24 protein-coding genes and 1 pseudogene are annotated in these 24,086 nt (G+C 72.2%); 8 read left to right on the top strand and 17 right to left on the bottom strand.

Features of this window, described 5'->3' with window-relative positions; genetic code table 11:
* Nucleotides 1–94 precede the first annotated feature (94 nt).
* Nucleotides 95–973: a shikimate dehydrogenase gene (locus CW359_RS19410; protein WP_105971226.1), complete on the bottom strand. Its 879-nt coding sequence runs from the start codon at nt 971–973 to the stop codon at nt 95–97.
* Nucleotides 974–1,104: 131 nt separating this feature from the next.
* Between CW359_RS19410 and CW359_RS19405 the strand changes: the two genes are divergently transcribed.
* From CW359_RS19405 to CW359_RS19395, 3 genes are all read left to right on the top strand, one after another.
* Nucleotides 1,105–1,767, top strand: coding sequence for a TetR/AcrR family transcriptional regulator (locus CW359_RS19405; protein WP_105971225.1), 663 nt, complete (start codon nt 1,105–1,107; stop codon nt 1,765–1,767).
* 229 nt (nt 1,768–1,996) lie between these two features.
* A complete protein-coding gene (locus tag CW359_RS19400; protein ID WP_105971224.1) occupies nt 1,997–3,352 on the top strand; it encodes an MFS transporter in 1,356 nt (451 codons plus the stop codon).
* 310 nt (nt 3,353–3,662) lie between these two features.
* The gene (locus CW359_RS19395; protein WP_232838473.1) at nt 3,663–5,384 is read left to right on the top strand and encodes a hypothetical protein; all 1,722 of its coding nucleotides are present in this window, start codon (nt 3,663–3,665) and stop codon (nt 5,382–5,384) included.
* On the opposite strand, the gene CW359_RS19390 is transcribed toward CW359_RS19395, so the two are convergent.
* Together CW359_RS19390 and CW359_RS19385 are read right to left on the bottom strand one after the other, a co-directional pair.
* The gene (locus CW359_RS19390; protein ID WP_232838472.1) at nt 5,371–7,485 is read right to left on the bottom strand and encodes a tetratricopeptide repeat protein; all 2,115 of its coding nucleotides are present in this window, start codon (nt 7,483–7,485) and stop codon (nt 5,371–5,373) included. The genes CW359_RS19395 and CW359_RS19390 overlap by 14 nt on opposite strands.
* 94 nt (nt 7,486–7,579) lie before the next feature.
* Entirely contained in the window at nt 7,580–8,029 is a 450-nt protein-coding gene (locus tag CW359_RS19385) for a PPOX class F420-dependent oxidoreductase (RefSeq protein WP_105971222.1), read from the bottom strand.
* A gap of 95 nt (nt 8,030–8,124) precedes the next feature.
* Between CW359_RS19385 and CW359_RS19380 the strand changes: the two genes are divergently transcribed.
* Genes CW359_RS19380 through CW359_RS19370 form a run of 3 tightly spaced genes read left to right on the top strand, consistent with a single transcriptional unit; the run spans nt 8,125 to nt 11,360 of the window.
* Nucleotides 8,125–8,697: a TetR/AcrR family transcriptional regulator gene (locus CW359_RS19380; RefSeq protein WP_408647497.1), complete on the top strand. Its 573-nt coding sequence runs from the start codon at nt 8,125–8,127 to the stop codon at nt 8,695–8,697.
* Nucleotides 8,694–10,082, top strand: coding sequence for an MFS transporter (locus CW359_RS19375; RefSeq protein ID WP_105971220.1), 1,389 nt, complete (start codon nt 8,694–8,696; stop codon nt 10,080–10,082). The genes CW359_RS19380 and CW359_RS19375 overlap by 4 nt, the downstream gene beginning before the upstream one ends.
* A 54-nt stretch (nt 10,083–10,136) precedes the next feature.
* Complete coding sequence (locus CW359_RS19370) at nt 10,137–11,360, top strand: serine hydrolase domain-containing protein (RefSeq protein WP_105971219.1); 1,224 nt, start codon at nt 10,137–10,139, stop codon at nt 11,358–11,360.
* A gap of 35 nt (nt 11,361–11,395) precedes the next feature.
* Here CW359_RS19370 and CW359_RS19365 read toward each other — a convergent pair whose 3' ends face one another.
* From CW359_RS19365 to ribA, 6 genes are read right to left on the bottom strand one after another with little or no spacing between them, the layout of a single operon-like run.
* A complete protein-coding gene (locus CW359_RS19365) occupies nt 11,396–12,574 on the bottom strand; it encodes a saccharopine dehydrogenase family protein (protein WP_105971218.1) in 1,179 nt (392 codons plus the stop codon).
* The gene (locus CW359_RS19360) at nt 12,567–13,622 is read right to left on the bottom strand and encodes a saccharopine dehydrogenase (RefSeq protein ID WP_105971217.1); all 1,056 of its coding nucleotides are present in this window, start codon (nt 13,620–13,622) and stop codon (nt 12,567–12,569) included. The genes CW359_RS19365 and CW359_RS19360 overlap by 8 nt, the downstream gene beginning before the upstream one ends.
* Complete coding sequence (locus CW359_RS19355) at nt 13,619–14,782, bottom strand: NAD(P)/FAD-dependent oxidoreductase (RefSeq protein WP_105971216.1); 1,164 nt, start codon at nt 14,780–14,782, stop codon at nt 13,619–13,621. Before CW359_RS19355 ends, CW359_RS19360 begins: the two co-directional genes overlap by 4 nt.
* Nucleotides 14,779–14,943 (bottom strand): hypothetical protein, encoded by a 165-nt coding sequence (locus CW359_RS45330; protein ID WP_157968590.1) that lies wholly within the window; start codon nt 14,941–14,943, stop codon nt 14,779–14,781. The genes CW359_RS19355 and CW359_RS45330 overlap by 4 nt, the downstream gene beginning before the upstream one ends.
* Entirely contained in the window at nt 14,940–15,947 is a 1,008-nt protein-coding gene (locus CW359_RS19350) for an ornithine cyclodeaminase family protein (protein WP_105971215.1), read from the bottom strand. Before CW359_RS19350 ends, CW359_RS45330 begins: the two co-directional genes overlap by 4 nt.
* A gap of 53 nt (nt 15,948–16,000) precedes the next feature.
* The gene (ribA, locus tag CW359_RS19345; protein ID WP_105971214.1) at nt 16,001–16,657 is read right to left on the bottom strand and encodes a GTP cyclohydrolase II; all 657 of its coding nucleotides are present in this window, start codon (nt 16,655–16,657) and stop codon (nt 16,001–16,003) included.
* Nucleotides 16,658–16,695: 38 nt separating this feature from the next.
* On the opposite strand from ribA, the gene CW359_RS19340 reads away from it, so the two are divergent.
* Nucleotides 16,696–17,484 (top strand): creatininase family protein, encoded by a 789-nt coding sequence (locus CW359_RS19340; protein WP_105971213.1) that lies wholly within the window; start codon nt 16,696–16,698, stop codon nt 17,482–17,484.
* A gap of 80 nt (nt 17,485–17,564) precedes the next feature.
* On the opposite strand, the pseudogene CW359_RS46570 reads toward CW359_RS19340, so the two are convergent.
* The 8 genes and pseudogenes from CW359_RS46570 to CW359_RS19300 form a co-directional block, all read right to left on the bottom strand.
* Nucleotides 17,565–18,596, bottom strand: a pseudogene (locus CW359_RS46570) (lysylphosphatidylglycerol synthase transmembrane domain-containing protein); the annotation flags it as partial.
* Nucleotides 18,593–19,627, bottom strand: a complete 1,035-nt coding sequence (locus tag CW359_RS19330) for a trans-aconitate methyltransferase (RefSeq protein ID WP_232838471.1) — start codon at nt 19,625–19,627, stop codon at nt 18,593–18,595. The pseudogene CW359_RS46570 and the gene CW359_RS19330, both read right to left, overlap by 4 nt.
* On the bottom strand, nt 19,624–19,803 hold the full coding sequence (locus CW359_RS19325; RefSeq protein WP_105971211.1) for a hypothetical protein: 180 nt from the start codon (nt 19,801–19,803) through the stop codon (nt 19,624–19,626). The genes CW359_RS19330 and CW359_RS19325 overlap by 4 nt, the downstream gene beginning before the upstream one ends.
* Complete coding sequence (locus CW359_RS19320; protein ID WP_105971210.1) at nt 19,800–19,979, bottom strand: hypothetical protein; 180 nt, start codon at nt 19,977–19,979, stop codon at nt 19,800–19,802. Before CW359_RS19320 ends, CW359_RS19325 begins: the two co-directional genes overlap by 4 nt.
* Entirely contained in the window at nt 19,976–20,362 is a 387-nt protein-coding gene (locus CW359_RS19315; protein WP_198655291.1) for a hypothetical protein, read from the bottom strand. Before CW359_RS19315 ends, CW359_RS19320 begins: the two co-directional genes overlap by 4 nt.
* Nucleotides 20,359–21,609 carry a glycosyltransferase family 4 protein gene (locus tag CW359_RS19310; RefSeq protein ID WP_105971208.1) on the bottom strand — a complete coding sequence of 417 codons (1,251 nt, stop codon included), beginning with the start codon at nt 21,607–21,609 and terminating at the stop codon, nt 20,359–20,361. The genes CW359_RS19315 and CW359_RS19310 overlap by 4 nt, the downstream gene beginning before the upstream one ends.
* Nucleotides 21,606–22,004: a 6-pyruvoyl trahydropterin synthase family protein gene (locus tag CW359_RS19305; RefSeq protein ID WP_105971207.1), complete on the bottom strand. Its 399-nt coding sequence runs from the start codon at nt 22,002–22,004 to the stop codon at nt 21,606–21,608. The genes CW359_RS19310 and CW359_RS19305 overlap by 4 nt, the downstream gene beginning before the upstream one ends.
* Before the next feature lie 109 nt (nt 22,005–22,113).
* A complete protein-coding gene (locus CW359_RS19300) occupies nt 22,114–23,091 on the bottom strand; it encodes a zinc-dependent alcohol dehydrogenase (RefSeq protein ID WP_105971206.1) in 978 nt (325 codons plus the stop codon).
* Nucleotides 23,092–23,197: 106 nt separating this feature from the next.
* On the opposite strand from CW359_RS19300, the gene CW359_RS19295 reads away from it, so the two are divergent.
* Entirely contained in the window at nt 23,198–24,010 is an 813-nt protein-coding gene (locus CW359_RS19295; protein WP_105971205.1) for a CDP-alcohol phosphatidyltransferase family protein, read from the top strand.
* The last annotated feature ends 76 nt before the right edge of the window (nt 24,011–24,086 follow it).

The following is a 24,086-nucleotide window of genomic DNA, read 5'->3' as shown; positions in this document are numbered from 1 at the left end:
CCCGCTCCTTCAAAACACCGGTAACTGCAGCGCCCCGACAGGGGCGCGGGGAACTGCGCGACCAGCCACGACGGACCCGCAGCCGCCGAACCACCTAACCCACCGAGCTCTCCGCGGCCCCAGCCAACTCAGCGATGTCCGCCAACATCCGCCCACAGTCAGGCTCACGCCCAGTAAAGAGACGGAACGCGTCCGCAGCCTGAAACACAGCCATCCCACCCCCGTCCAAAGCAGCGCACCCAACCGCCCGGGCGGTACGCAACAGCTCCGTCTCCAACGGCCGATACACCAACTCGGCCACCCAGAGCCCGGGATGCAGCAGCTCCGCCGGGAAGGGCAACCCGGGATGGGCGGCCATACCGGTGGGGGTGGCATGCACGATGCCGTCGGCCCGACCGATCAGTGCAGCCAGCTGGTCGGGCGTCGCGGCCGTCGCCCGGCCAACCCCGAAGTGCCGGTTCAGGGCGGCGGCGAGATCGGCCGCCCGGTCGGGCAACGCGTCAACGACGGTCACCTCCCCCGCGCCAAGGGTGAGCGTGGCGTGCGCGACAGCCGCCCCCGCCCCACCCGCACCGAGCTGCACCACCCGCTCCAGCGGAGCATCGGGCAACCCGCGCGCGAACGACGCCGCGAACCCGGTCACGTCCGTGTTGTGGCCGACCGCGCGACCGTCCTCGAAGACCACGGTGTTCACCGCACCGAGCGCCTCCGCCTGCCGGTCGAGACCGTCGAGGTGCTCGATGACGAGCTGCTTGCACGGGTGGGTGATGTTCAGCCCGTCGAAGCCGAGGTCACGGGCGGCCCGTACGAGATCGCCGACCGCCTGCGCCGGGACGCCCAGCGTGTCGATGTCGATGAGCCGGTAGAGATAGCGCAGCCCCTGCCGGTCGGCCTCGCGCTCGTGCAGTGCGGGGCTCAGTGACGGGCCGATGCCGGAGCCGATGAGCCCGACGAGAAACGAGTCCTTGGCCACGACCGACCTCCACTAATGTACGAACTAGTACGTTAGCTATATCAGCAGGACCGGGCCACGGGGAAGCCCCTGGGTGTGCTTCTAGAATTCACGGCACTGGCACCTCGCCCGCCCTCGCCCGAAGGAACCCGATGACCAGCGTCGAAGAACCGGCACACAACGGCGGGCGCATCCGCGACGCCGCCCGCACCAGGGCCGAGATCCTCGACGTGGCCACCAAGGAGTTCGCCCGGGCCGGTCTGGCGGGGGCCAGGGTGGACGAGATCGCCGCCCTCACCCGCACCACCAAGCGGATGATCTACTACTACTTCGGCGGCAAGGAGCAGCTGTTCACGGCGGTCCTGGAGCGCGCGTACACGGTGATCCGGCAGGCCGAGCAGGACCTCGACGTCGAGCATCTGGACCCGGTCGCGGCCATCCGGCGCCTGGCGGAGCTGACCTTCGACCACCACGAGGCGCACCCCGACTTCATCCGCCTGGTGAGCATCGAGAACATCCACGAGGCCGAGCACATCGCCGGCTCCGAGCAGCTCGGGCGGATCGGCTCGCCCGCGCTGGAGGTCATCCACCGCATCCTGGAGTCGGGCCGCAAGTCGGGCCTGTTCACGGCCGACGTGGACGCCGTGGACCTGCACGCCATGATCAGCTCCTTCTGCTTCTTCCGGGTCGCCAACCGGCACACCTTCGGCGCGCTGTTCGGCCGCGACCTGACGGCCCCGGACCAGCGGGAGCACTACCGGACGATGCTCGGCGACATGGTCATCGCCTATCTGACGGCGGACCGTACGGCCTGAGGGGCGGATCAGCGCCGACCCGCCGAGCGGCAAGATCCTTCGGCGCGACCTCTTGACACCCGGGAAACGTGAGCGCAACATCCGTAGCCAACCGCTACTAACTATCCAGTGGGTTAATTAACCGGGCAGCGACAGCTCCCGGCACGGCCGCCCCATCACCCCCCGGGAGCCGGCACTTCTCCCCTCCGCTCACTCCGCCTACGTTGGAGTTCCCTCGAAGGAGCACGCCGTGTCCGTCCCCGCAGCACCCCTGGACGCCCCGCCGGGCGGCCAGCCGAAGAAAGCCGCCACGGCCGCCTGGATCGGCAGCGCCCTGGAGTACTACGACTTCTTCATCTACGGCAGTGCGGCTGCCCTGATCTTCCCGAAGATCTTCTTCGACGACTCGGACCCGGCCACCGCGACGCTGCTCTCGCTCGGCACCTTCGGTGTCGCGTACGCGGCCCGGCCGGTCGGCGCGCTCTTCCTCGGCCACTTTGGCGACCGGCTCGGCCGCAAGAAGATCATGGTGTTCACGCTGATCCTGATGGGCGTCTCGACGTTCCTCATCGGCTGCCTGCCCACCCGTGACCAGGTCGGCACGCTCGCCCCGGTGCTGCTCGTGCTCTGCCGCGTCCTCCAGGGCATCTCGGCGGCCGGCGAGCAGGCCAGCGCCAACTCCATGACCCTGGAACACGCGCCACCGGACCGGCGCGGCTTCTTCACCAGCTTCACCCTGAGCGGCACCCAGGGCGGACAACTGCTGGCCACCCTCGTCTTCATCCCGATCGCGGCCATGCCCGAGGACCAGCTGCTGGCCTGGGGCTGGCGCATCCCGTTCTGGCTGAGCATCGCGGTCGCCGTCGTCGGCTACGTCATCCGCCGCAAGCTGGAGGAGACCCCGGCCTTCGAGCAGCAGGCCGCCTCCGAGGGTGTCGTGAAGCTGCCGCTGCTGATCCTGCTGCGCGAGCACTGGGCGGACGTACTGCGGGTGATCGCGGGCGCGCTGGTCGCGTCGGTCTCGACGATCTTCACGGTCTGGGCGCTGGCGTACGCGACCAGCGACGCGGTGGGCATGGACCGCTCGTCCATGCTCTGGGTGGCCGCGCTCGCCAACCTGGTCGCGCTGGCCGCGATCCCGCTCTGGGCCACACTGTCCGACCGCATCGGCCGCCGCCCGGTGTTCCTGGCCGGCGCGGCGGGCAGCGGGATCATGATGTTCGTGTACCTGTGGGCGATCTCCACGGGCTCGTACCCGCTGATCCTCGTCCTCGGCATCATCACCTTCGGCGTGGTCTACAGCGCTGCGAACGGCATCTGGCCCTCCTTCTACGGCGAGATGTTCTCGACCCGAGTCCGGCTGTCGGGCATGGCGATCGGCACGCAGATCGGCTTCGCGGTCGCCGGTTTCGCGGTCACCTTCGCGGCGGAGATCGCCGGTCCGGACGGGGACGACTGGTTCTCGGTCGCCCTGTTCACGGCGGCGCTGTGCATCCCGCCGGTACTGGCGGCGATCACGGCGCGCGAGACGCACAAGGTGCCGACGGAGCGGCTGGGCGAGCGGGGCGTGGAGAACGTCGCGGAACGGGCGACGGTCTCCGCCTGAACGCTCCCCCCCCACCCACTGAAGTCCCCAAGTCCCCAACTCCCCGAGTCCCCGACAGCCCTGGGCTGTTCGGGGACTCGGGCATTTCCAGTCGGTATAACCCGATTGATGCTCGTCGCATGGTTGACAGCTGACGTTTCACGCAAGAACATCGGCCAAAACGAGCAAAAAGGAACAGCGCCTCCGCGCGTACCGGCCGATTTCAGGGGCGGCCGGTGCGCGCGGTTCCCCCGTTGACCTATCGTTGCCCGATCACAGACGCGAGAGGCGGGCGGGCGAGGGAGTGGCGGGGTCGGCCGGGTGGATACGGGTGCCGGTCGGCGACGACTCGGCCCGCTGGGCCACGCGGGGCGGAACCCACAAGGTACTGCTGGTCGTCCACAACGTGACGTCGGCGACCCGGCTCCTCGACATACTCCCCCTCTTCGACGACGACCTCCGCGTCCAACTCCTCGTGACCTGCACGGAGTCGTCGGCGTTCCGGGCGGGCGTGGCGGAGTTGCTGGCGGAGACGGGGGTGCCGGTACTGCCGTGGGAGCAGGCTGTCGAGACACCGGTGGCGTTGGCGATCGCGGCGAGCTTCGGCGGACAACTACCGGATATTATCGGACACTTGGCCATATTGTCGCACGGTATCGGGTATACTAAGAGGCTGGCGACAACCCGACACCCAACAGCGGGCGGCGGGAGTTCGGAAGTCGGCGGGCCGGTTTTCGGGTTGTCGCCCGAGTGGCTGCTCGACAAGGACGGCGTTCCGGTCGCGGACGCGCTGGTCCTGTCGCATCCCGAGCAGTACGAGCGACTGCGCACCGCCTGCCCCGAGGCCGTCCCGACCGCCGTACTCGCCGGGGACCCCTGCTGGGACCGCATGCTCGCGGCCCGACCGTACCGCGACCGCTTCCGCCGAGCCCTCGGAGTACGGGCCGGCCAGCGGCTGGTGGTCCTCAACTCCACCTGGAACCCGGAGTCGTTGTTCGGCGACGGTGATGGCGGCGATGGCCACGGCGACGACATCCTCCCATCGCTACTCCCGCGCCTGACCTCGGAGTTCCCGGCCGACGAGTACCGGTTCGCGGCCGTTCTGCACCCGAACATCTGGCACGGCCACGGTCCCGGACAGATCCGCGCCTGGCTCGACCGCGCCCGCCGGTCCGGGCTCGCGCTGATCGACCCCCTGCACGGCTGGCGCCAGGCACTGATCGCGGCCGACGCGGTGATCGGCGACCACGGCTCGGTCACCTATTATGTGGCGGCGCTGGGCACCCCCGTCCTGCTGGGAGCCGCTCCCCTGGCGGGCCTGGCGCCCGATGCCCCGGTCCACGACTTCGTGCGCGACGCCCCGCGCCTCGATCCGGCACTCCCGTTGCGCCTCCAGGTGGAGACGGTCGTCAGCGACCACCACCCCCGCCCTGAACCCGCCGAGTTCACCAGCTCCGTACCCGGCGAATCGGCCGGGCGACTGCGCCGCCTCTTCTACGACGCCCTCGGCATCCCCGAGCCCACCGAACCGGCGCTGCTGAACCCACTTCCCCTGCCCCCGCACGAACCCCCCTCGCACACGGTGCCGTTGCTCGTACTCACCCGGCTGCTGGGCACCGCGGAGGTCGAGGTCACCCGGTACGCACGGCCGCACCCGCCCGCCGACAGCACCGGCGAGGCGCATGTGGCCGTGCACGAGGACACCCGGGAGACGCACCAACTCGCCCTGGCCGATGTGGTGTTCCGGTACGGCGCACCGGACGACGTCCGCTTCGGCTCTCCGGAGCAGTGGACGAGCGAGGCACTGGCCCTGCACCCGCACTGCTCACTGACCGCCTATGTCAGCGGCCCCGGCGACTGCACGATCCGTACACGCGACGGTGAACTCCTGTCCCTGCGCGCCGAGTCGGGGTCGGACGCCGACCCGGCCGCTTACGCCTCGGCCCTGTACGCGTGGCTCGCCGCCGGGAAGTCGCTGGACGAGCCGGTCGCACTGGGCCTGACGGTACGGACGGGTGCGGTCACGCACCGGGCCACGGTCACCCGGCGCTGACGCACCGCTCCCGCAGCGTCCGCAGATGGGCGAGGTGGTACGCGGCGTTCTCCTGGCCGAGTGCCGTGATCGCCGCGTCCACCAGCGGCAACGCCTCCGTGAACTCACCGCCGTCCAGGCGGGTTTCGGCGAGGTCGGTGAGCGTGCGGGCGGTGTTGTAGGCCTCGCCGGTGTCCCGGAAGAAGCTCAGGGCCTGTTCGAGGCGTTCGCGGGCCTCGTCCCGGCGGCCCTGGCCTCGCAGGGCGCGGCCCCGGTGGCGTTCCAGCAGGGCGCGGGCGCGTGCGAGGTCGGCGGCGCCCTCGTCGGTGGGGCCGATGCCGTCGAGGATGCGGTAGGCCTCATCGAAGCAGTCATACGCCTCGGTGAAGCGCCATTGGCGCAGTCTGAGCAGGCCGAGGAACTCCACCGCGGAGGCGTGGCCCCTCGTGTGTCCGGCGGCCCGTTCGGCCCGGGCCGCCGCCAGTGCTTCCGGCTCCGCCTCGTCCCAGCGGCGCAACTCCGTGTAGGTGTGGGCCAGTTGGGCGTGCAGGGAGCCCGCCGTGCGGCTGTCGGTGAAGTGGGCGTCGGCTGTCCTCGCGCCTGCCTGGAGTGCGGAGAGCAGGACGTCGTGGTGGCCGGCCTTCAGCTGGAGGGGCCACAGTGCCTGGCACAGCCGTACGACGGTGTCCCAGTCGCCGAACTCCTCGGCCGCGCGCACCGCTTGGACCAGGTTCTGGGCCTCTGCGGCGAGGGCGGCGACGGCCGTGCCCCGGTCGCGATACGAGATCGGCGAGGTGCCTGACGGGACGCGCCAGCTCTCCGGGAGGGCGGCCTGCGCGGCGCCCACCGCCAGGTCGAGGTAGTGCTCGACGGTGCGGGTGACGGCCGCCGAGCAGGCGGCGATGCCGTCGGTGGCGGCGGCCGTGCGCTCGGCGTGGGCGCGTACGGCCGGGCGGTAGCGGTAGCGGCCGACGTCCGTCGGGTCGAGCAGCAGCGCGGCGGCCAGTTCGTCCAGGAGGTGAACCGCGTCCTCCTCCGCCAGGTCGGCGGCGCGGGCGGCTGCGGCGGCGTCGAGGGCTGGCCAGGCGTACAGGCCCGCGAGGCGGTAGAGGCGGGCGGCGTCGGGGGTCAGCAGGCGGTAGGAGTCCTCGGCCGCCCGGCCCACCGTGTCCAGCGCGGGATCGCTGGGGCTCTGAGCGGACTCGGACCTGGCAGGGACGGGTGCCGTGAGGCGGGGTGCCGCCGCCCGCAGCGCGTACGGGGAGCCGGCGCAGCGGTCGAGCAGGTCGGGCAGGGTGGCGCGGGCCGCGCCGATGGCGGGCTTGCCGACCAGCTCGGTGAGGAGTCGCTTGGCGTCCTTGCGGGCCAGGGGGCCGACCTGGACGCGCAGTGCGTCGAGGCCGGTGAGGGGCCGACGGGCGACGACCACGGTCACCACGCCAGGAGCCGAGGTGAGCAACGCCCTTACCTGACCCGCCGATTGGGCGTGATCGAGGACGAGGAGGAGCCGTCGGTCGGCGAGGCAGCCCCGGAAGAGGTCGGCGCGGTCGGCTGCGGCGGGCGGTATCTCCTCGGCGGGCAGGCCGAGTTGACGCAGGAGCATGCCCAGGGCGGCGTCGGGGCCGAGGGTGCGCAGATCGACGTAGAGCTGGCCGTCGGGGAAGCGGGACTGCTGCCGCCAGCCCCAGTGGATGGCGAGGGTGCTGGTGCCGATGCCTTCGGGTCCGTGCAGCAGGGCCAGTCGGGGGCGGCCGTCGAAGGCGCGGGTGGCCTCCTTGTCCAGGGACTTCAGGGCTTCCTGACGGTCCGTGAAGAAGCGCGGGGAGGCCGGCAGTCCGGCCCGGCGGGCGAAGGTCCCGGTCAGGGCGCCCTGCGCGGGCACTCCTTGCGCGAACAGCGTCCAGGCGCGGGCGAGTTGAGGATCGCTGCGCACCCGGTCGTGGACCAGGTGGGCGACCTCGGTCAGCTGTCCGGGGGTCGTGGGCGCGACGACCTCGCGCCCCGCGATACGGCGGACGACACCTCCGGCGGACTCCCAGGCCCACCGTCCGGCCTCGTTGGCCATGCCCGATCCGACGGCTCCGAGTACCGCGCCGATGGCGCCCATCGAAATCGGATCCATGATCCCGCACGCTCCCCGTCTCCCGCGCCCCGCACGGCCGTTGCACCGCACTGTGGATCAACCCTAGCGGCAGAGCGGACAGACTGACGGGGGGTCACCGGTGCGGCAGCCCGTACGCCCGCTCCACCCTGATCCGCAGCACAAGCCGCCCGTCCCGGACCATCGTCGTGCGGTAGTCGTCCCAGTCGGGGTGTTCGCCGCGTACCGCGCGATAGAGGCGGACCAGTTCCTCGACGGTCTCGTCGTTCGGGTCCTGTGCCACCGGCGTCAGGTCGGCGGTGCCCTCGACGACGGTGTACGCCCAGCGGTCGGCACTGGTCACGTGGTAGGAGACGCGGGGGTCCCGGCGCAGATTGCGGGTCTTGGCGCGGGAGTCGGTGAGCGAGATGCGGATGGTGCGTTCGTCGGGGTCGTAGGTGTGGTTGACGTTCGAGAGCTGGGGGCGGCCGTCCGCCTTGAGGGTCGTCAGCACTCCGCCGTCGTACTCGGAGAGCAGCTTGAGGAGCACGTCCTGGGTGTCGTCCTGCTTGTCGTCCTGAGTCATGCCTCGATCAACGGCGCTTCCGCACCATCCATTCCGGATACAGTGTGAACAGGCAACAGTAGACACTGTCTACTCCCCCCTGGTAGACAGTGTCTATGAGTGATGACTCCCTGCGCACCCGCCTCATCGACGTCGGCGTCGACCTGGTGACCGCCGAAGGCATCGACGCGCTCACCCTCCGCGAGATCGCCCGCCGCGCCGGTGTCTCCCACGGCGCCCCCCGGCGCTACTTCCCGACCCATCTGGAGCTGCTGTCGGCCATCGCCCGCCGCGGCTTCACCGAGTTGGCGGCGCAGGGGGCGCGGGCGATCGAGGGGAGTACGGCGGGGCCGCGCGAGCGGATCGGGACGCTCGGGCGCGTGTATCTCGACTTCGCGCTCGCCAACCGGGGCATGCACGAGCTGATGTTCCGTCACGATCTGCTGGAGAGCGGCAAGTTGGGGTTGCGCGAGGCCAGTCTGCCCGTGTTCGCCCTGCTGGTGGACCTCGTCGGGCAGGCGCGGCCGGACGCCGATGCCCGGCTCGTCGCCGGGGCGTTGCTGGCGAACCTCTACGGCATCGCCCAGCTGTGGAGCTGGGGCAGCCTGCAACTCACCACTGGTGCAGACGACTTCGCGCCCCTGTTGCGTACGGCCCTCGACGCGCACCTCGGGCCGGAGGAGCGGTGAGCGCACATCGTCGGGTCGCGCTGGCGAGCAGTGTGATCGGGGCGGTGGTCGTCGCTCTCGACGGCACCGTGCTGACCATCGCGCAGCCCACCCTGCAACGCGATCTGCACGCCTCCTTCGCCGAGGTCCAGTGGACGAGCACCGGGTATCTCATCGCGGTGGCGAGCCTGTTGGTGTTCGCCGGGCGGCTCGGCGACCGGTACGGGCATCAACGGCTTTTCGCCATCGGGGTGTTGGGGTTCGGGGCGGTGTCGGCGGGCATCGGGGTCGCGTCCGGGGTGGGCTGGGTGATCGGACTGCGGGTCCTCCAGGGGGTGTTCGGCGCGCTGCTCCAGCCCGCCACCCTCGGGATGCTGCGTGCCGCGTTCCCGCCCGACCGGCTGGGGATGCCGATCGCCGTGCGGACCAGTGCGATCGGCGTCGCGGCGGCGGCCGGTCCGCTGGTGGGCGGGGTGCTGGTGACCCACCTGGGCTGGCGGTCGGTGTTCTTCCTCAACGTCGTACCGGCGCTGGTGCTGGGCGTCCTGGCACTGGCCGTACGCCCGCAGGGCCCGCCCCGGGCCACTCCCCCGGCCGGAGGGCGCGGGCGGCTCGACCTCCCCGGGGCCGCCCTGCTCGCGCTGGCCCTCGCCTGCCTCGTGCACACGCTCGTGGGTGTCCCGGAGCACGGCTGGAGTGCCTCGGCCGCACTCGGGCTGCTCACCGCGACCGGGGCGGGCCTCCTCCTCGTACGCCATGAACGGCGTACGGCCGACCCGCTGCTGCCGCCCGACGTGCTCGGGTCGGCGGTCGTGGGCGCCGCGCTGGGCATTCTCGTGGCCGCGTCCGCTGCGATGTTCGGCACACTCTTCGTGGCCAGTTTCGTGCTCCAGGACGAGCTGGGCATGGACCCGCTGCGGACGAGTCTGGCCGCGCTGCCGGGTGGCGCGGCGATGGTGCTGGGGGCGCCGCTGGCCGCCGTGGCGATGCGTCGGTACGGGGCGCGGCGGACGACCGCGGTCGCGTTGGCGCTGCTCGCGCTCGGGGTGCTCGGGCTGTTCCGGGCGGCCGGGATGATGGCGGTCGGCGGCGGGTTTCTGCTGCTCGGAGCGGGTTTCGGGACCGTGATGGTGACCGCGACGGCCGTCGTCGTACGGGAGGCGGCGGCCGGGTCGGCGGGGGTGGCGGGCGGGTTGCAGCAGACCGCGATGAACGTCGGGCCGGTCCTCGGGGTGGCCGTGGCGGCGACGCTCGCCACCGTGACCGACGGGCTGCGGGTGGCGTTGCCCGTGCTGGCGGGTACCGCACTTGTAGGCCTACTGGCCGCCCGGAAACTGCCGGACGTGGGTGACCGGAGGGCGACGACTGTGGGCCCCCTGCGTCACCATGGGGGGTCTGAGGCCTGAGGTGGTCCTGTCGGGGTATGACAGGACGGCACTTCAAGCGACCGGAGGGGAACGATGGCACAGCTGCGACAAGAGGTCGATCCGAGCGAGGTCGGACTGGACGCGAAGGCGCTCGACCGCCTCGACCAGCACTTCGCCCACTATGTGGACGAGGGACGGCTGCCCGGCTTCCTCGTGTCCGTGGCCCGTGCGGGCCGCGTCGCGCACCTCACCACGCACGGCCGGCGCGACATCGCGGCCGGCCTTCCGGTCGAGGCCGACACGCTGTGGCGGATCTACTCCATGAGCAAGCCGGTCACCTCGGTCGCCGCGCTGACCCTGATGGAGGAGGGACGGCTCTCGCTCACGGACCCGGTCTCCCGCTTCCTGCCGGAGTTCGCCGACCCGCAGGTCTACGTGAGCGGCTCCGGCGACGACCTCACCACCCGGCCCGCCCAACCCCTCCTGGTCAAGCACCTGTTGACCCACACGGCGGGTCTCACCTTCGCGTTCTACCACTCGCACCCCGTCGACGCCCTCTACCGCGAGGCCAACCTGGAGTCGTCGGTGGTGCCGGGCACGACACTGGCGGAGACCTGTTCGGTGTACGCGGGGCTGCCGCTCCAGTACGAGCCGGGCACGCAGTGGAACTACTCGGTCGCCACGAACGTCCTCGGCCGGGTCATCGAGGTGGTGTCCGGGCAGCCGCTCGACGAGTTCGTCACCGACCGCGTCTTCCGCCCGCTCGGCATGACCGACGCCGGTTTCTGGCTGAGCGGCGAACAGACCGACCGGCTGGCCGAGTTGTACGGGGAGACCGAGAACGGCGGGATCGAGCCGACCCTCGGTCTGCCGTTGAAGTGCCGGCCCCGTTTCCTGTCCGGCAGCGGCGGTGTCGTCGCCTCCGCCCATGACTACCACCGGTTCATGGAGATGCTGCGCCGGGGCGGCGAACTCGACGGCGTCCGCGTCCTGTCGGCCGAGACCGTGGCCCTGATGACCTCCAACCATCTGCCCGGCGGCGTCGACCTGCGCGCCTTCGGCGCCCGTCCGCACGACGAACCCGGCAACGCGGGCGTCGGCTTCGGCCTCGGCGTCTCGGTCGTGATCGACCCGGAGCGCACCCTGGCCCCGACCGGCCTCGGTACGTACGGCTGGAGCGGGGTGGCGACGACGACCTTCTGGGTCGACCCGAGCCGTGATCTGACGGTGCAGTTCATGACCCAGGTACGACACCGGACGAGCCAGACCTACTGGCAGGACCTGCGGCGGCTGGTGCACGAGGCCGTAACCGATTAGCTGCCGCTGGGCAGTTGGCGGGGAGCGTGCCGCCGTCAGCCGACGGTGAGCCTGAACTCCAGTCCCTCCCCGCCGAGTTCACCGAGCCACTCCTCCGAACGCCGTGCCGTCTCGGCGGCGCGGCTGAGGCCCGGTGGCAACGAGCCGTCGAGGATGTGCCGGACACCCAGGGCGAGTGTGCGGGAGACACAGCGGGCCATCGCGCTCTCGGCCGCGTCGCCCTCCAGGTCGAGGAGATACCGGCCGGACCAGTTCCGCCGCCCCGAGCCACCCTCCCCCTCCCCTTCCGCGTCCACTTCGAGGGAGACCGCCAGCACCACCCGGTCGCGGTCCGCGTCGGTCGTCGGATAGCGCGCCGCCAACTCCCTTGCCAGCGGGCCGATCCGCTCGTCGTCGCCGCCCTTCAGCTCGGCGAAGACGGAGTCCCAGGCGCTGAGCCAGCCGTCCAGCCGCAGGGTGCCCCGGACGAAGGACTCCGCCTTCCACGCCTCCGGCAGCTCGTACTGGCCGACGAACGGCAGGCTGTCCCGGTTCGGGTACACCTCGAAGGTCTCGCCGTCGATCACGTGCGGGCGCGTGACCTCCCAGGGCCGGTCGGCGACCGTCTCGCCGCCGTCCTCGATGTAACGGGCGGGCGAGCGCAGGGCGTTGAGGACTCCTGCGGGTGCCCAGCTGAACCGGTACCTGAAGTCGTTGGGCACCGCCGGGATGCCTCCGCAGTAGGAGGTCAGGCGGTACGAGGCCGCAGTGCCGGCGCCGATCGTGTGCTCGGCGCGGGTGACCAGGCTGTGCGCGAAGAGGTGGTCGATGCCCGGGTCGAGCCCGCACTCGGTGAGGACGACCAGGCCTGCCGTCTCCGCTGCCGGTACCTGCTCAAGTACCGGCTCCGATACGTAGCTTGAGCAGGCGAAGTGCGCTCCGCCCTGGACGCAGGCCGCGAGGAGCGGGGCGTGCTCGGGGGCCGGGAGCATGGAGACGACCACGTCGCCGGGGGCGAGTTCGGCGGTGAGCGCGGGGAGGGTGTAGGCGCGGGGCTCGGCACGGCCGGTGAGGCCCAGGTGGGCGAGGGCCTCGGCGGCACGGTCGACCGTGCGGTGCCACACGCGTACATCGCGCACGGCGTCGCTGTCGCACAGGGCGGCGAGGCCGCCACCCGTGGACAGGCCCGCGCCGATCCAGTGGACGGTGCCGCTCGCGGGGACCCGCTCACTCATGGTCCAACTCCTCCTTGACGATGCCGAGTTCACGGCACACCTGATGGAACCGGTCCAGACAGCGCCCCCAGGCCCCGCCCACCTCGAAGTCGAGGAGCTGGGGCACCAGGTCCGCCGAGAAGTCCGCGCTGGCCTCGCGTGGCAGCAGGGACGGCAGGTTGTCGATGGCGATCAGATCGAGCGCGGGCTCGTCCCGGAGGCGGCGCACCGGGTCGTCCCAGGTGGTCGCCGTGTCGTACACCGGGAGGAGGTTCATCGGCGAGCCGACGTCGACGGTGACGTCCGAGAGGGTGCGCAGACGGCGGCCGGGGGTGTCCAGGTCCGCGTCCGTGAGGAAGGGCGGGACCGGGGTGGTCGTAAGGACGGTGTTGACCAGCAACTCGTGTGCCAGCAGGGCCGGTCGGTCGAGGTCGCGGGTCTCGGCGAGGTCCCAGCAGGTGGGGTCGATCCCGGCCTCGTCGAGCGCGACCCGCGCGCCCCGGCCGCTGCGGCCCAGGGCGCCGATCACCAGCGCGCTCAACCGGGTTCCGGGCGCCCGGAGTTCGGCCTCCAGGGCGTCCTTGGTGGTGGGCTGCAGGGGAGTTGTCAGCGTCCCCCGGTGCTGGAGCACGGCGAGGGCGGCTCCCAGATATCCGGCCCAGAAGCCGAAGGCGGCCAGCCGCCTGCCCTGTTCGTCGGCCAGGTACTCCAGGTCCAGCAGCGCCCCGCCCCCGGCGACGAAGCGGGTCAGCAGCTCGGCCGCGCCCGGCTGGCCCTTGTAGGCGTGCCCGAAGAAGATGTGCCGGTGGCGCAACTCGCCCGGCTCGTCGGGGAGTTCCTTGAGACCGACGATCACCGCGTCCGAGGGGGCGGAGACCCAGGACCCGCCGTCGGCAGCGCCGCAGCCGACAGCCTCGTACTCCTCGATCGGGAAGATCCGTTGCGGGGACTCCTCCACGGTCAGGCGCACGCCCGCCTCGACGAGCCGCCGGGCGTCGGACGGGACGACGGCGGTGCGGCGTTCGGTCGTGCGGGTCTCGTGGCGCAGCCACAAGTGAAGCTCGGTCATACGAGGTTGACCTCCGGGCGCAGGGCATCGGCCGCGAAACGGCCGGCGCTCAAGGGGCTGATGTCGACGAAGGGTACGCGGCCGAGGTACAGGTCGCGGACCACCTCGCCGACCGCCGGTCCCTGGAGGAAACCGTGGCCGGAGAAGCCCGTCGCGTAGAGGAGGCGGGAGACCGAAGTCGCCTCGCCGATCAGGGCGTTGTGGTCCGGGGTGATCTCGTACAGGCCCGCCCAGCCGCCGGTGCGGCGCAGGTCGAGCAGGGCGGGCGCCCGGTGTTCCATCGCCTCGTACAGGCGGGGGATCCAGCGGTCGTGGGTGTCGGTGGCGAAGCCGGTCGTCTCGTCGGGGTCGGACATGCCGAGGAGCAGGCCGGGTCCCTCGGTGTGGAAGTAGAGGCTGCTGCTGAAGTCGATGGTCATGGGGAGCGTGGGCGGCAGTCCGGGGACGGGTTCGGTGACCGCTATCTGGCGGCGCAGGGGGTCCACGGGCAGGTCCACGCCCGCCATCGCGCCGACGGCCCGGGACCAGGCGCCGGCCGCGCAGACGACGGTGTCGGTGGCGATCCGTCCCCGGTCGGTGACGACGGCCTCGATGGTGTCGCCCTCACCGTTCTCGCCGTCGCGTTCGATGCCGGTGACCTCGGTGTGCCGCAGGACGGTCGCGCCGTGGCGCCGGGCCGCGGCGGCGTAGCCGTGGACCACCGCTTCGGGGGTGCAGTGGCCGTCGTCGGGCGAGTAGGCCGCCGCGAGCAGGCCGTCGGTGGTGATCAGCGGGGAGAGGCGGCGGGCCTCGGCGGGCGTGAGCATGCGGCTGGGCACGCCGAGGCCGTTCTGCAGCGCGACGCCCGCCTCGAAGGAGGCGACGTCCTCGGGTGTGGAGAGGAGGAAGAGGTAACCGACCCGGTGGAGCCCGATGTCCTGCCCGATCTCCTCCCCGAACCGCCCGAACGCCTCCAGGCTGCGCGCCCCGAGCTGGATGTTGAGTTCGTCGGAGAACTGCGCCCGCACCCCACCGGCGGCCCGCGAGGTCGACCCGGACGCCAGTTCGTCCCGCTCGACGAGCACCACGTCCCGTACACCGGCCCGGGCCAGGTGATAGGCGATGCTGGCGCCCATCACCCCGCCCCCGATCACGACGACCTCCGCCCGCGTGACGCTCATCGACCCGCTCCCCACGCCGGGTGGCCGACGGCCCGCGCCGCTGCCACGTCCCGCACACCGGGCCCGACGCCGTCCGGGCCGGTGCGAGCAGCGGTTCGCACGCCCGCGCTCATCGGCCCACCGCCGACCGCACCGGCGCCCGCCCGCCGCAGGGCACTCATCGGCCCGCTCCCCGCGCCGCGCGCACCACGGCCCAGGCCGCCGCCGCGTCCTGTACACCGAGTCCCACGCTGTTGTAGAAGACGATGTCCTCCGGGCCCGTACGGGCGGTTCGCGCGCCCGTGAGGACGTCGCCGAGGGCGATCAGGTTCTCGCGGGTCAGGGGGCCGTTGCGCAGGGCGTCGATCACCGGGCCCGCGTGGCCTGCGGCGGTCTCCGGGTCGTCGACCACCACGGCCGCCGCCCGGCGCAGCACCTCGGGGTCCACCTCGCTGCGGGTCGGTTCGAACGAGCCGACGCTGACCACCGTGCAGCCGGGGGCGAGCCAGGCGCCGCGTACGACCGGGGTGGTGCTGAGGGTGCAGGCCGCGACCAGGGACGCCCCCGTCACCGCCGCCTCCGGGGTGTCGGTCGCCTCGGCGGCGATGCCCAGTTCGGCCGCGAGCAGGTCCGCCGCCCGCGCTCGGCGCTCGGGGGTCGGGCTCCAGATCCGTACCGCCTTCAGGTCCCGCACCCGGGCGACGGCCCGCGCGTGGGCGAGTGCCTGGGTGCCCGCGCCGAGCAGGGCCAGTTCGGCGCTGTCGGCGGTGGACAGCGCGTCGAAGGCCACGGCGCTCGCGGCGGCCGTGCGCGCGGTCGTGACCGCCGTGCCGTCCATGACGGCGGCGAGCGCGCCCGTCACCGGGTCCAGGGCGGTGATCACGGCGTGCACGGTCGGCAGGCCCGCCGCCGCGTTGCCGGGGTTGACGCTGCCGAACTTCGCCACCGCGCCGGTGTCCCGGGACAGCCGGGAGACGTACGCGAAGACCACACTGTCGTCGAAGCGGCTGGGATGCATGATCTTCGCGGGCAGATCCGGCAGCTCCGGCTGGTCCGGTGGATCGGGTCTGCCCGCGCCGCCCGCTCCCAGCGCGGTGAACGCCGCGCGCTGCGACGCGATCGCCGTGTCGGGGTCGAGCAGGGCCGTCACCCGGTCCCGGGAGAGGAAGAGGACGTCGTCGGTCATTCCCTCTTCCTTTCCGGAATCGGGGCCTCTCGCACCCCGCTCACCCGGTCAGGTCAGGACCAGTGCGCCACCGCGTCGAGATGCGGCAGGACGTGGTCCAGCCGTTCGCGCTTCGTCCGCAGGTAGGTGATGTTGTTCTCGCACGGCGGGATCAGCAGCGGCACGTCCTGGGCGATCTTGATGCCGTGCCGGAGCAACGCCTCGCGCTTGCGCGGGTTGTTGGACATCAGGCGGACCGAGCGGACCCCGAGGTCGTGCAGGATCTCGGCCGCGACGCCGTAGTCGCGGGAGTCCACCGGCAGGCCCTGGGCGAGGTTCGCCTCGACGGTGTCCAGGCCCTCCGACTGCAGCTGCATCGCGCGCAGCTTGGCGAGCAGGCCGATGCCCCGGCCCTCATGCCCTCTGAGGTAGACGAGAATGCCGCTCCCCTCGGCGACTATCGCGCGCAGCGCGGAGTCGAGCTGGTCGCCGCATTCGCAGTGCTGGGAGCCGAAGGCGTCACCGGTCAGGCACTCGGAATGCAGCCGGGTGAGTACGTCGTCCTCGGTGATCTCGCCGTAGACCAGCGCCACTTGCTCGTCACCGCGATCGTGGTCCATGTAACCGACCGCCTGGAAATCGCCGTACACGGTGGGCAACGGCGCATTCACGACGCGTTCGACTCCCGACGGCTGGGAGGCTTTGCCGAGTACGCCAATTTTTTCTGTCATGATCTGGTTCCTAAGCAGAGACGAAAGGCCGTGAGAACATGGATGATTCGGGAATACGGTTGCCGGTGGACACTACGGAAGACGTACGGACACGAGCCGCCGGCGTCTCAACACAGGTCGCCGTTCTTCCGGTCGGTAGCTTCGAACAGCACGGCCCCTTCCTCCCGTTGACGACAGACACCCTGGTCGCCTGTGCCGTAGCCCGGGAGATCGCAGCCGCGTACCCGGTGCACCTCCTTCCGCCGGTGACGATCGCCTGCTCGCACGAGCACGCCGCCTGGCCGGGAACCGTCAGCATCTCCTCCGTGACCCTTCACGCGGTAGTACGGGACATCGCCGACTCGCTGCGCCGCTCGGGCGTGGACGCCCTGGTCGTCGTCAACGGGCACGGCGGAAACTACGTACTGGGCAATGTCGTTCAGGAATCCTCCGCGCTCGGTGAGCGGATGGCGCTGTTCCCGGCCGCGGAGGACTGGGAGACGGCGCGCGAGCGGGCCGGTGTGGTGACCTCGCTGCTCACCGACATGCACGCGGGGGAAATCGAGACCTCCATCCTTCTGCACGCTCATCCCGAATTGCTCCGTCCCGGTTATGAGACCTCTGATTTCGTCGCCGACGACCGTCGGCATCTCCTCACCCTCGGCATGGCCGGTTACACCGATTCCGGTGTCATCGGCCGTCCTTCCCTGGGCTCCGCCGAAAAGGGGAAGGCGTTGCTGGCGAGCTTCGCCGAGTCCTTCGGGGCGTATTTCTCGATGCTGACCGCCGACGGCGGCAAAGACGAAGACGATGACGGGGTCTCGGCCGGGGCCGGCGACCAGAAGTAGCGGACGACCAGGACGACCGCGCCGGGCAGGGCGGCGACGAAGCTCAGCACGCCGTACACGACGGCGACGCTCAGCCCCATGCTCGCGCCCAGGCCCGCCGCGCCGAACGCCCAGACGGTGACGCCCTCGCGGGGGCCCCAGCCGCCGACGTTCAGCGGAACGCCCATCGCCAGCAGGGCCAGTACGGCGAGCGGCAGCAGTTGGGCGACCGTGGCGTGGGAGCCGGCGACCTTGGCGGCGACCACGAACATGCCGAGGTGGCCGGAGAGGACGATCACGGAGGAGAGGGCCACGCCCGGCGCGTTCTCGCGGGAGAGCAGGGCGCCGCGTGCCTCGGCGAGTACGGCGCGCAGGGCGCGGGCGCGGCGGGCCGCGACGCTCGGGGCCCGGTTCATCCGGACCGCGACGACCACCGCGAGGGCGCCGACCGCGGCGAACGCCGCCATCAGCGCGACCCGGCGGGCCTCCGCCATCACGGGTGACGGCTGGGTCAGCAGCACGCCGGCGCCGACGGCGACCAGCGCGATCTGCCCGGCGGCCCGTTCGAGGACGACCGCGCGGACTCCGCGCCCGACGTCGCCCGCGCTCTGTCCGTGCCGTACCGCGCGGTGGACGTCGCCGAGGACGCCGCCGGGGAGGGCGGCGTTCAGGAACAGCGAGCGGTAGTAGTCGGCGACGGCGGGGCCGAGGGGGAGGCTGATCCGGAGGCTGCGGGCGACCAGGGCCCAGCGCCAGGCGCTGAACACGGTGGTCAGCAGTCCGATGCCGAGGGCGACGAACAGCGTCGGTACGTCGATGCGGCGCAGGCCGTCCAGGAAGACGCCGGTGCCGAGGCGCCAGAGGAGGATGCCGAGGATGGTCACTCCGGCGAGGGTGCCGAGGTGGGGGCGGATGCGTTTCGCTGCGCGGCTCAGGCGGCTCGGGGGTTTTGCCTGGGCGGCGGCCCCTACGAAGCCGATCACGCCTGCTCGACCGGCCGACGCGGAGCGCCCCGCGGGGTAGGCGGTTCGTTGGGTGCGGGTCAGTGGGGGCTGGTCGCGCCCCGCGGCGGAGCCGCTGATCGATACCGTCCCGCGCCCTTTTCGGGGCGCTTCCACCGTCTGGATGCTCATGACGTTGCCCCGCCCGTCGGCCTCGCCAGGGCCAGGAGGTCGCTGTGGTGGACCTCGACCCGTAGTTCGCCCGCCGCGCAGGCCTCAAGACGGTCGGTGAGGTACTGGTCGGCCTTCGGCTTCAGGGAGGGACGTTCCTCCACCGCCGCCGCGACCCAGCCGCGCAGCCACTCCGCGGTGAGGGGGGCCTCGACCGGGCCCAGGCGCCAGGCGCTCGGGTGGACGTGGACCGTGGCGCCCCGCTGGTCGAAGGCCTCGCAGGCCGCCGTGACCGCGTCGGGACCGAGCAGGCCCGCCCGGCGCTGGTGGGCGTTGAACGCGTCGGCGATGTCCCCGTCCAGCGGGTCGGGGGAGGCGAACTCGACGCGGCCGGCGACGGAGAGGGTCAGCAGGGCGGGGCAGCCGACGCCCGCGCAAGCCGTGGCGAGGGCGTCGACCTCCTCACGGGTGAGGACGTCGAGGAGGGCGGAGGCGGTGACCAGGGAGGCGCCGACCAGGGCGTCGGAGGTCAGCCGGGCGACATCGCCGCGCCGGGTCTCGACCGTCACGCGGCTGCCGTCGGCGGCGGCGCGCGGCGAGGCCACGGCGGCGAAGTGCAGGAGGTAGGGGTCACGGTCGTGCAGGACCCAGTGCTGGGCACCGTCGAGCCGGGGCGCGAGCCAGCGGCCCATGGAACCGGTGCCGCAGCCCAGGTCGTGGACGACGAGACCGCCCGCCTTGCCGGGCAGGTTGGCCAGCCGGATACGGAGCGGGTCGAGCAGTTCGACGGCGCGCGCGGCGGCGTCGGCGCCCTCGCGCAGCTCCAGCCAGTCGGGAGCGTAGCGGGGCGGGTCGTCGGGCCCGGCCTCGCGCAGCCGGATGGTGCCCCGCTCCCCCGGTGCGACCGGTCCGGCGCCGGGCTTGACGTCCCGGTGGGTGGGCTGGGCCGGAATCCCGGCGGCGGGCTTGGCGTTCGCGTCCACCGGCGTCACCGGCCCCCGTCGCTGGATCTCGGCCGCCGCGGAAGTAGTGACGGTCGTTGCCTTCTTCATGCCGCGCTCCTTGCATCCCCGAGGTTCCGCCCCGACGCCCCCACGAGACCCCGCAGCGCGGCCACCCGGCGTCCCCGGGCGGCGACCAGCTCGACGTCGGCGTCCAGGGACGGCACGGAAGCCGACCGTCCCGTCTCCGCCGGGGCCGAATCCGCCATCGTCATCGCCTTCTTCACGCCGCGCTCCTTACTGCCCGAGGGCTCCGCCCCGACGCCCCCACGAGGCTCCGCAGCGCGACCACTCGGCGCACCCGGTCGGCGACCAGCTCGACGTCGGCGTCCAGGGACGGCACGGAAGCCGACCGTCCCGTCTCCGCCGGGGCCGAATCCGCCATCGTCATCGCCTTCTTCACGCCGCGCTCCTTGCTGCCCGAGGGCTCCGCCCCGACGCCCCCACGAGGCTCCGCAGCGCGACCACTCGGCGCACCCGGTCGGCGACCAGCTCGACGTCGGCGTCCACGACCACTGCCGCCGCGCACCGCGAGGCTCCCGAGACGATACGTCCCCGCACCCCGACGACAGTCCGCAGCGAGGCCACCCGACGCGCCCGGTCGGAGACCGGGTCGAGGGCGGTACCCGAGCCGAGGCCGATGGCCGGGCCGAGGCCGGAGACCGAACTCGGCCCGGAGACCGGGCCCGGCCCACTGGCCGGACCCGGGCCGGAGGTCATGCGTACCGCCGACCCCCGGCGCCCGGTCCTCTGTCCCGTCGAGGGGACTGTCATCGCTGTCTTCATGCCGCCCTCCGGGGTTCCCAGGGAATCCGGCCCAACACTCCGGCCAGGCTTCGTGCCGTCGCCGCCCAGCCGTCCAGGGCCGCCCGGCGGCCCCGCGCCGCTGCCTTCAGGCGGCGGCGGACGTCCGCCTCGCCGAACCAGCCGCGGAGTTCCGCCGCCAGGGCGGCCGGGTTCTCCGGGGGTACGAGGATGCCGGGGACGCCTCCGTCGGGGGCGCGGCCGACCGCCTCGGGGAGGCCGCCGACGTCCGTGGCCAGGACCGGGATGCCTCGGGCGAGGGCCTCCGTGACCGCCATGCCGTACGTCTCCGCGTAGGAGGTGAGGACCATCAGGTCGGCTGCCGCGTAGGAGGCGTCCAGCTGGGCGCCCGCCTGGGGGCCGGCCAGGTGCAGGCGGTCCTCCAGGCCGTGCTTGGCGATCAGGGCGCGCAGGTCGGCGACGTACTCCGGGTCCTGCTCCAGGCCGCCCACGCAGACGCAGCTCCACGGCAGGTCGGTCACCGCGGCCAGCGCCTCCACCAGGCGGTGCTGGCCCTTGCGCGGGGTCACGGCGGCGACGCACAGGAGGCGGGAGACGCCGTCCGTGCCGGAGGCGAGGGGGGCGATGTCCGCGCCGGGGGCCGCCATGTGGACGCGGTCCGGGGCGAGTCCGTGGTGGGAGACCAGGCGGCGTACCGCCCAGTCGCTGGTCGCGATCACCGAGGGCACCGCCCGCAGGACGGTCCGCTCCAGGGCGTCCAGCTCGGCCGCGACCGCCGGTTCGAGGCCCGTCTCGTCGCCCAGCGGGAGGTGCACCAGCACGGCGAGGCGCAGGCGTTCGGCCTCCGGGACGATGATCTCGGGGACCCCGCAGGCCACCAGACCGTCGAGCAGGACGACCGTGCCGTCCGGCAGGTCGCTCAGCGTCCGGGCCAGTTCCGCGCGGGCCTCCGCACCCGGCCGGGGCCACTCACCGGCGACGGCGTGCTTGTGCACCTGCCAGCCGAAGCCGGGCAGGTCGAGGCTGATCCGCCGGTCGTAGGCGTTGCCGCCGCTCGGCGTGGCCGGGTCGTCGACGCCGCCCGGCATCACGAAGTGGACGGAACGCAGGGACATGGGGATGATCGCCGCGTTCTTGAGGGCCGCGTTCTGCACCGGCACGTAGTTGAGCGTCTTCTGCACGTGTACCTGTACCTGTACCTGAGCCGGGGCGGCCGAACCGGCCGCCGGGGAGAGGGAAACCGCGCGGTCGAGGGTCGTGTCGGTCACAGGGCACGCTCGTAGCTCGCCCAGGCGACATGCGATTCGTGCAGGGTGACGGTCAGGCCCGCCAGGCCTCGCGCGCCCTCGCCCAGCGCGCCCTTCTCGATCCGTGCGGCGAGCCGGTCGGCGATGACCTTGGCCAGGAACTCCGTGGAGGTGTTGATACCGGCGAAGTCGGGCTCGTTGTCCAGATTGCGGTAGTTCAACTCGCTCACCACGGCACCCAGTTCCTGTGTGGCCAGGCCGATGTCGACGACGATGTTGTCCTCGTCCAGCTGTTCGCGGCGGAACGTGGCGTCGACGAGGAACGTCGCGCCGTGCAGGCGCTGCGCGGGCCCGAAGACCTCGCCGCTGAAGCTGTGGGCGATCATGATGTGATCGCGGACGGTGATGCTGAACAACGGACGACCCTCCAGGTGCGGCGCGTCTTGTCCCGTGCTGATCGCTGCCGGGGCATGCCGAGTAGTACGGCTGCTCAGGGCAGCCTGTTCAACTCGTTCAACGGCTTGTTCAATCGGAATAGCGGACTCGGTGGCACAGGGCCGGGATCTCCCCGGAGGCCAGCTTCGGCAGCAGGTCCGGAAGTTCCTCGAAGTCGCTCTCCCCGGTGACCAGGGCGTCCAGCGCCGGATCGGCCAGCAGGTCGAGGGCGAGGGCGAGCCGGTCGGCGTAGGTACGGCCGGGCCGCGCGGACGGTGACACGGTCCCCACCTGGCTGCTGCGGACGGTGAGCCGCCGGGAGTGGAACGCCTCGCCGAGCGGCAGGCTGACGCGCCGGTCGCCGTACCAGCTCAGCTCGATCACCGTGCCCTCGGCGCCGAGGAGTTCGAGGGAGCGGGTGAGCCCGGCCTCGGTGGCGCTGGCGTGCACGACCAGGTCGCACTCCCCCAGCGCGTCCTGCGGCAGCGCGAAGTCGACGCCGAGCGCCTCGGCGGTCTTCGCCCGCCCGGGATCGGCGTCCAACAGCTGCACGCGCACGCCCGGGAAGCGGGCGATCAGGGCGGCCACGGAGCAGCCGATCATCCCGCCGCCGACCACGGCGATCCGGTCCCCGGCGAGCGGGGCCGCGTCCCAGAGGGCGTTCACTGCGGTCTCGACGGTCCCGGCGAGCACGGCCCGTTCGGCCGGCACCGACTCCGGCACCACTGTCACCGCGCCGGCCGGGACGACGTACCGCGTCTGATGCGGGTAGAGGCAGAAGACCGTACGGCCGACGAGCGCGGCCGGGCCCTCCTCCACGAAACCGACGTTGAGGTAGCCGTATTTCACCGGACCGGGGAACTCGCCCTCCTGGAACGGCGCCCGCATGGCCGCGTACTGGCTGACCGGGACCCCGCCCCGGAAGACGAGGGTCTCCGTGCCGCGGCTCACGCCGGAGAAGAGGGTGCGGACCAGTACCTCGTCCTCGCCGGGCGCCGGAAGTCCGACGTCACGGATCTCTCCGCGGTCCGGCGCACCGATCCAGAACGCTCGTGCGGCGCGCTTCATCGGAGTCCTCCTGAACGCTTGGGAAGTTGTTCACGTACCGAGATGTGCACAGTCCGCGCACAGTACGCGGCATGATCCACTCTGTACATACGGCGGAGGACGAGCGGTGGCCCTGAACTACACGTACGACGTAAGGCCGGCACAGCAGGAGACCGCTCTGGGAGCGGGCGTCCAGATCCTGTTGCTGGCCCTGCTGGGCTACGCCATCGGTCTGGGCCCGGCCGGCTGGGTGACCGGACTCACGTTCGCGATCGCCACCTGGGCCGTCCTGTCCCGCGCGCTGCACCGCTCGGGGTCGAAGTCCTTCGGCCCGGCCAACCGTGTGACCCTCGGCCGGGCGACCCTGGTCGGCGGGGTGACGGCGCTGGTCGCGGACTCCTTCGAGAGCTCCCCGCCGGTCACGCTGTTCGTCGGTCTGACGGCCGTCGCCCTGATCCTCGACGGCGTGGACGGCAAGGTCGCCCGCCGCACCGGCACCTGCTCGACGCTGGGCGCGCGCTTCGACATGGAGGTCGACGCGTTCCTGATCCTCGTCCTCAGCGTGTACGTGTCCATGTCGCTGGGCCCGTGGGTCCTGCTGATCGGCGGCATGCGCTACGCCTTCGTCGCCGCCGCCCGCGTCCTGCCCTGGCTGAACGCCCCGCTCCCCCCGAGCACCGCCCGCAAGACCGTGGCCGCCCTCCAGGGCATCCTGCTCCTGCTCGGCGCCTCCGGCTACCTGCCCCTCGCGGCCACGGAGGCGGTCGTGGCACTGGCCCTGGGCACGCTGGTCTGGTCCTTCGGCCGGGACATCCTGTGGCTCTACCGCACCTCCCACCCGCGTACGACACCGTCCGCGCCCTCCACGCCCTCCGCGTCGTTCGCCGAGGTGGAGCAGCAGCTGCGCGCACTGGTACCCGCCGAGTCCATCTCCCGGTGATACGCGGTGCCGGTGAACGCGGGTGCACAGCCGCGCCCCTCAGGGGCGCGGGGAACTGCGCGACCAGCCCCCACCG

Source organism: Streptomyces geranii (assembly GCF_002954775.1).
In the GTDB taxonomy this organism is placed as follows: domain Bacteria; phylum Actinomycetota; class Actinomycetes; order Streptomycetales; family Streptomycetaceae; genus Streptomyces; species Streptomyces geranii.
Note: the sequence above shows the minus strand (reverse complement) of the source record. Positions and strands in the feature narration are given on the sequence as shown.

Bases quoted from the DNA above. Each gene is read 5' to 3' on its own strand.
- CW359_RS19380 (WP_408647497.1), top strand. From the start codon at position 8,125: ATGAGTGATGACTCCCTGCGCACCCGCCTCATCGACGTCGGCGTCGAC.
- CW359_RS19350 (WP_105971215.1), bottom strand. From the start codon at position 15,947: ATGACCGACGACGTCCTCTTCCTCTCCCGGGACCGGGTGACGGCCCTG.
- CW359_RS19370 (WP_105971219.1), top strand. From the start codon at position 10,137: ATGGCACAGCTGCGACAAGAGGTCGATCCGAGCGAGGTCGGACTGGAC.
- ribA (WP_105971214.1), bottom strand. From the start codon at position 16,657: ATGACAGAAAAAATTGGCGTACTCGGCAAAGCCTCCCAGCCGTCGGGA.
- CW359_RS19340 (WP_105971213.1), top strand. From the start codon at position 16,696: ATGGATGATTCGGGAATACGGTTGCCGGTGGACACTACGGAAGACGTA.
- CW359_RS19315 (WP_198655291.1), bottom strand. From the start codon at position 20,362: ATGAAGACAGCGATGACAGTCCCCTCGACGGGACAGAGGACCGGGCGC.
- CW359_RS19300 (WP_105971206.1), bottom strand. From the start codon at position 23,091: ATGAAGCGCGCCGCACGAGCGTTCTGGATCGGTGCGCCGGACCGCGGA.
- CW359_RS19355 (WP_105971216.1), bottom strand. From the start codon at position 14,782: ATGAGCGTCACGCGGGCGGAGGTCGTCGTGATCGGGGGCGGGGTGATG.
- CW359_RS19405 (WP_105971225.1), top strand. From the start codon at position 1,105: ATGACCAGCGTCGAAGAACCGGCACACAACGGCGGGCGCATCCGCGAC.
- CW359_RS19360 (WP_105971217.1), bottom strand. From the start codon at position 13,622: ATGACCGAGCTTCACTTGTGGCTGCGCCACGAGACCCGCACGACCGAA.
- CW359_RS19385 (WP_105971222.1), bottom strand. From the start codon at position 8,029: ATGACTCAGGACGACAAGCAGGACGACACCCAGGACGTGCTCCTCAAG.
- CW359_RS19330 (WP_232838471.1), bottom strand. From the start codon at position 19,627: ATGAAGAAGGCAACGACCGTCACTACTTCCGCGGCGGCCGAGATCCAG.
- CW359_RS19365 (WP_105971218.1), bottom strand. From the start codon at position 12,574: ATGAGTGAGCGGGTCCCCGCGAGCGGCACCGTCCACTGGATCGGCGCG.
- CW359_RS19390 (WP_232838472.1), bottom strand. From the start codon at position 7,485: ATGGATCCGATTTCGATGGGCGCCATCGGCGCGGTACTCGGAGCCGTC.
- CW359_RS45330 (WP_157968590.1), bottom strand. From the start codon at position 14,943: ATGAGTGCCCTGCGGCGGGCGGGCGCCGGTGCGGTCGGCGGTGGGCCG.